The 5435-nt window shown below is 50.6% G+C and carries 4 protein-coding genes; all 4 read left to right on the top strand.

Going from position 1 to position 5435, the window contains the following annotated elements; translation table 11 throughout:
- The first annotated feature begins 152 nt into the window (after nucleotides 1-152).
- The 4 genes from ADA01nite_RS02160 to eno all read left to right on the top strand — a co-directional run bounded on the left by ADA01nite_RS02160 (nucleotide 153) and on the right by eno (nucleotide 5078).
- Nucleotides 153-1334 carry a phosphoglycerate kinase gene (locus tag ADA01nite_RS02160; protein WP_146808259.1) on the top strand — a complete coding sequence of 394 codons (1182 nt, stop codon included), beginning with the start codon at nucleotides 153-155 and terminating at the stop codon, nucleotides 1332-1334.
- 15 nt (nucleotides 1335-1349) lie between these two features.
- Complete coding sequence (gene tpiA / locus ADA01nite_RS02155; protein ID WP_146808258.1) at nucleotides 1350-2117, top strand: triose-phosphate isomerase; 768 nt, start codon at nucleotides 1350-1352, stop codon at nucleotides 2115-2117.
- Nucleotide 2118: 1 nt separating this feature from the next.
- Entirely contained in the window at nucleotides 2119-3651 is a 1533-nt protein-coding gene (gene gpmI / locus ADA01nite_RS02150; RefSeq protein WP_146808257.1) for a 2,3-bisphosphoglycerate-independent phosphoglycerate mutase, read from the top strand.
- Between the two features lie 140 nt (nucleotides 3652-3791).
- The gene (gene eno, locus ADA01nite_RS02145; protein WP_146808256.1) at nucleotides 3792-5078 is read left to right on the top strand and encodes a phosphopyruvate hydratase; all 1287 of its coding nucleotides are present in this window, start codon (nucleotides 3792-3794) and stop codon (nucleotides 5076-5078) included.
- Nucleotides 5079-5435: the final 357 nt, after the last annotated feature.

The raw sequence follows: 5435 nt of genomic DNA, 5'->3' as shown, positions 1-5435 counted from the left end.
AGAGAAGAAAAAGGCGTTCGCCTTTTTCCCCATTGAAATCATTCCCCCGTTCTTTTCTCTCTTTTCTTTCGTACCACTAAAATCAGCTGTCCTTCCCTTGATTTTCATGTCGGGAAGTATAGCTGCTATAAGGAAGAGGAGGGTTATTTGTTATGAACAAAAAGTCTGTTCGCGATGTTGACGTGAAAGGAAAACGCGTATTCTGTCGTTTCGACTTCAATGTGCCGATGGAAGCCGGACGTATCACCGATGATACGCGCATCCGTGCGGCACTGCCGACGATTGAATACCTCGTACAGAACGGCGCCCGTGTGATTATGTCGAGCCATCTCGGCCGTCCGAAAGGCAAGGTTGTGGAAGAGATGCGTCTGAATGCAGTGGCGGAGCGTCTCGCTCAACTGCTCGGCCAGCCGGTAAAGAAAGTGGACGAAGTATACAGCGAAGAAGTGAAAGCGGAGGCCGAGAAGCTGAACGATGGCGAAGTGCTACTGCTTGAGAATGTCCGCTTTCATCCGGGCGAAGAAAAAAATGACGAAGAGTTGTCCAGACAGTTTGCATCGCTCGCAGACCTTTTTGTAAATGACGCGTTCGGTACCGCTCACCGTGCGCATGCGTCTACAGCCGGCGTAGCCAACCATATCGAAGGGGTAGCCGGTTTCCTCATGGAGAAAGAAATCGAATTCCTGGGCAAAGCCATTTCCCAGCCGGAACGTCCGTTCACGGCCATTATCGGCGGAGCCAAAGTAAAGGATAAAATCGGTGTCATTGAAAACTTATTGGAGAAAGTGGATAATTTAATTGTAGGCGGCGGCCTGTCCAATACGTTCATCAAAGCGAAAGGCTATGAGGTAGGGAATTCCCTGCTTGAGGAAGAAAAAGTGGAGCTGGCCAAATCATTCATGGAACAAGCCGAGCAGAAAGGCGTGAACTTTCTAATTCCGGTCGATGTTGTCGTGGCTGATAAGTTTGCGAATGACGCAGAAACAAAAGTTGTCGATGTGGATGCCATTCCGGAAGGCTGGCAGGCGCTTGATATCGGGCCTAAAACGATTGAACTGTACAAAAACGCTATCCTTGAGTCTAAAACTGTAGTATGGAACGGACCGATGGGTGTATTTGAAATGGATACTTTTGCAGAAGGAACAAACGCCATCGCACGCACGCTTAAAGAAGTAAACGGTACAACCATTATCGGCGGTGGCGACTCCGTGGCTGCGGTCGAGAAAGCGGGCGTAGCGGAAGCGATGACGCACATCTCAACAGGGGGCGGGGCTTCGCTCGAATTCATGGAAGGCAAAGAGCTTCCGGGTGTGGCGGTCCTGGCTGATAAATAAGGAGTTGACAAATGCATGCAACGGACACCTATTATCGCGGGTAACTGGAAAATGCACAAAACGACGGAGGAAGCGCGTGAATTCGCGCACGCTGTACGCTCGCTCACACCAAAAGAGAATATGGATACCGTCATCTGTGCGCCATTCACCTCATTGGACGCATTGGTGCAAGAGCTTGAAGGGTATCCGATTGCCGTTGGAGCGCAGAATATGCACTGGGAGGAATCAGGAGCATATACAGGAGAGATTAGCCCCGGCATGCTGACAAGCCTTGGCGTGCAATATGTAATTATCGGGCACTCGGAACGCCGGGAGTATTTCGCGGAAACGGATGAAACGGTGAACAGAAAAGCAAAAGCCGCATTTGCGCACGGATTGACGCCTATCGTATGCGTGGGCGAAAATGTGGAGCAGCGTGAAGGTGGAAAAACGAAGGAATGGGTACGTGAGCAGGTGCTTCGTGCGGTAGAAGGTCTGTCAAGCGAGCAGGCGAAGCAGCTTGTGATTGCTTATGAACCGATCTGGGCTATCGGAACGGGCAAATCGTCTTCAGCGGAAGATGCGCAGGACGTTATCGCATTCATCCGCAGTACGGTGGAAGATGGGTTCGACGCCCAGGTAGCGGCGCAGGTACGCATCCAGTACGGCGGTTCCGTGAAACCGGACAATATCGGAACCTACATGGAGCAGCCGGACATCGACGGCGCGCTTGTCGGAGGCGCCAGTCTAACGCCGGAATCGTTCCTGAAATTGTTAGAGGGAGCACGAGGAGGCAAGAAGTAATATGAGTCGACCGAAACCAGTGGCACTTATCATTATGGACGGATTCGGATACCGGGAAGAAGAATACGGCAACGCCATCAGACAGGCGAAGACGCCGAATTTCGATAAATACTGGAACGAATATCCGCATACGCTGCTCGGCGCCAGCGGTCTGGCTGTCGGACTTCCGGAAGGACAGATGGGCAACTCGGAAGTCGGACACCTGAATCTGGGTGCCGGCCGCGTTGTTTATCAAGATTTAACACGCGTAACGAAAGAAATTAACGAAGGTATGTTCTTTAAAAATGAAACGCTGCTTAAAGCCGTACGTCATGCGAGGGACAACGGCACTGCGCTTCATCTGTACGGATTGCTGTCGGACGGCGGCGTGCACAGCCATATCGAACACTTGTTTGCATTGTTGAAGCTGGCTAAGCAGGAGAACATGGACCGTGTCTACATTCATGCATTTCTGGACGGACGCGATGTAGCACCGGACAGTGCGGTTGGATACATTCAAGAATTGCAGGAGAAGATTAAAGAATACGGCGTTGGCCGCATTGCGACCGTACAGGGCCGTTACTATGCAATGGACCGCGATAAACGTTGGGAACGCACCGAGAAGTCCTATCGCGCCATGGTATACGCAGAAGGGCCGAGTTTCACCGATCCGGTTGAAGCGGTGCGTGAATCTTATGAACGCAGCGTATACGATGAATTTGTAATGCCGACGGTAATCAAAAATAGTGACGGTACTCCGGTAGCGACAGTTAAAGACAATGACAGTGTCATTTTCTTCAATTTCCGTCCGGACCGTGCTATTCAGTTATCCCAGGTTTTCACCAATGATGATTTCCGCGGGTTTGACCGCGGCGAGAAGTGGCCGAAGAATTTATTCTTTGTCTGCATGACCAAGTTCAGCGAAAGTGTGGACGGTTATGTCGCGTACAAGCCGACCAGCTTAGACAATACGCTGGGCGAGGTGCTGACGCAGCATAATATGCGCCAGTTGCGCATTGCGGAAACGGAGAAGTATCCGCACGTTACCTTTTTCTTCAGCGGCGGCCGTGAAGCCGAGTTTGAAGGAGAGAAGCGCATCCTCATCAACTCGCCGAAAGTCGCAACCTATGACCTGAAGCCGGAAATGAGCATCTATGAAGTTACCGAAGCCCTGCTGGCTGAGATTGAGCAGGATATCCACGATGTCATCATTCTGAATTTCGCTAACTGCGATATGGTAGGCCATTCCGGTATGATGGAGCCGACGATTAAAGCGGTAGAAGCGGTGGACGAGTGCATGGGTAAAGTTGTGGAAGCCATACTGGCCAAAGGCGGTGTGGCGCTTGTGACCGCCGACCATGGGAACGCTGACTTGATGCTCGATGAAGAGGGAAATCCGATCACATCGCACAGCACGTACCCTGTTCCGTTCATTCTGACGAAACAGGGTGAGGAATTGCGTGAAGGCGGCATTCTGGCCGACATTTCACCGACCATATTAAAGCTGCTTGGTATTGAACAACCTAAAGAAATGACAGGCAGGCCATTATACTAAAATAAGAAAACAGAAGGAGACGGAAGAGGAAATAAGGTCCAGGGGGGAGCGGTTGCCTTTTCCCCTTTGAAATCATTCCCTCGTTCCCTTCTTTCTTTTTCTTAATTACCTTACATAACTAATTAAGGAGCTGAACAAGCATGACGATTATTTCTGACATCTACGCCCGCGAAGTTCTTGATTCCCGAGGTAACCCGACAGTAGAAGTGGAAGTCTATCTTGAATCCGGCGCAATGGGACGCGCTATGGTCCCGTCCGGCGCTTCTACCGGTGCACATGAAGCGGTTGAGCTTCGTGACGGTGAGAAAGCACGCTACATGGGTAAAGGCGTATTAAAAGCGGTAGATAACGTAAACAGCATCATCGCTCCGGAGCTGGAAGGCTTCGATGCACTGGATCAAGTGGGCATCGACAACCTGCTAATCGAGATGGATGGTACCGAAAACAAAGGCAAGCTGGGTGCAAACGCCATTCTGGGTGTGTCCATGGCGGTTGCCCGGGCGGCGGCTGACGCGCTGGGCGTTCCATTGTATGCGTATCTGGGTGGTTTCAACGCCAAAACGCTGCCGACTCCGATGATGAACATTCTTAATGGTGGCGCGCACGCGGACAACAACGTGGATATTCAGGAATTTATGGTTATGCCGGTCGGGGCAGAAAGCTTCGCGCATGCATTGCGTATGGGCGCAGAAGTTTTCCATAACCTGAAAGCTGTGCTGAAAGAAAAAGGACTGAACACTGCGGTAGGTGACGAGGGCGGATTCGCGCCGAACCTGGCTTCCAATGAAGAAGCGCTGCAAACGATCATTGCCGCTATCGAGAGAGCGGGTTACAAGCCGGGTGAGGACATTATGCTGGCGCTTGACGTTGCTTCTACGGAAGTATACAAAGACGGCAAGTATGAATTGGCCGGTGAAGGCATTACGAAGACGACAGACGAGATGATCGACTACCTGGAGATGCTGGTGAACAAGTATCCAATTATCTCCATCGAAGACGGTCTGGCTGAAGATGATTGGGAAGGATGGAACAAGCTGACCCAGCGCATCGGTGATCGTGTGCAGCTGGTGGGTGACGACCTGTTCGTAACGAATACAACCCGTCTGTCCCAGGGAATTGAACAGGGAACGGCGAACTCCATTCTCATTAAAGTAAACCAAATCGGTACGCTGACCGAAACGTTCGATGCCATCGAAATGGCGAAGCGTGCGGGCTACACCGCGGTTATCTCCCACCGTTCCGGCGAGACGGAAGATTCCATCATCGCTGACATTGCGGTAGCGACTAACGCTGGACAAATCAAAACCGGTGCACCGTCCCGTACAGACCGTGTGGCAAAGTACAACCAACTTCTCCGCATTGAAGACGAACTGGCCTACATTAGCAAATACGCAGGCCGCGAAGCGTTCTATAATATTAAAAAGTAACACTCGTTTTTCCATTCGTAAACGAGAGACAACTCGCGGCAACGTCCGCGAGTTTTTCTTTGCATTTCTTGGTCAGGTCCGTAAGGAATCACCGCGTTTACCTCTTTAGCATAATAGCCGCCGTAAGCCGTATGCGAAACGGATTTGTCTCCCTCTTTCCTCGCTTCCCTCTTTCTTATTTCTTCTGTATATCGTTATTATAAAGACTTTGGCACGGGGTAAAGAATAGAAATATAGCGAACAGGAAACGATGTACTTGTTGCCGTGCTTTTGTATTTTCATTTTATCTGTAATGATTTTCTACAGATAGTATATTATAATAAAAACACCATGGCTTTTTCGCCGCAACCCCGACAT

The organism is Aneurinibacillus danicus (assembly GCF_007991215.1).
Lineage (GTDB): Bacteria > Bacillota > Bacilli > Aneurinibacillales > Aneurinibacillaceae > Aneurinibacillus > Aneurinibacillus danicus.
Note: the sequence above shows the minus strand (reverse complement) of the source record. Positions and strands in the feature narration are given on the sequence as shown.

Excerpts from the sequence above, each read along its gene's own strand:
- gpmI (WP_146808257.1), top strand. The coding sequence starts at position 2,119 with ATGAGTCGACCGAAACCAGTGGCACTTATCATTATGGACGGATTCGGA.
- eno (WP_146808256.1), top strand. The coding sequence starts at position 3,792 with ATGACGATTATTTCTGACATCTACGCCCGCGAAGTTCTTGATTCCCGA.
- ADA01nite_RS02160 (WP_146808259.1), top strand. The coding sequence starts at position 153 with ATGAACAAAAAGTCTGTTCGCGATGTTGACGTGAAAGGAAAACGCGTA.
- tpiA (WP_146808258.1), top strand. The coding sequence starts at position 1,350 with ATGCAACGGACACCTATTATCGCGGGTAACTGGAAAATGCACAAAACG.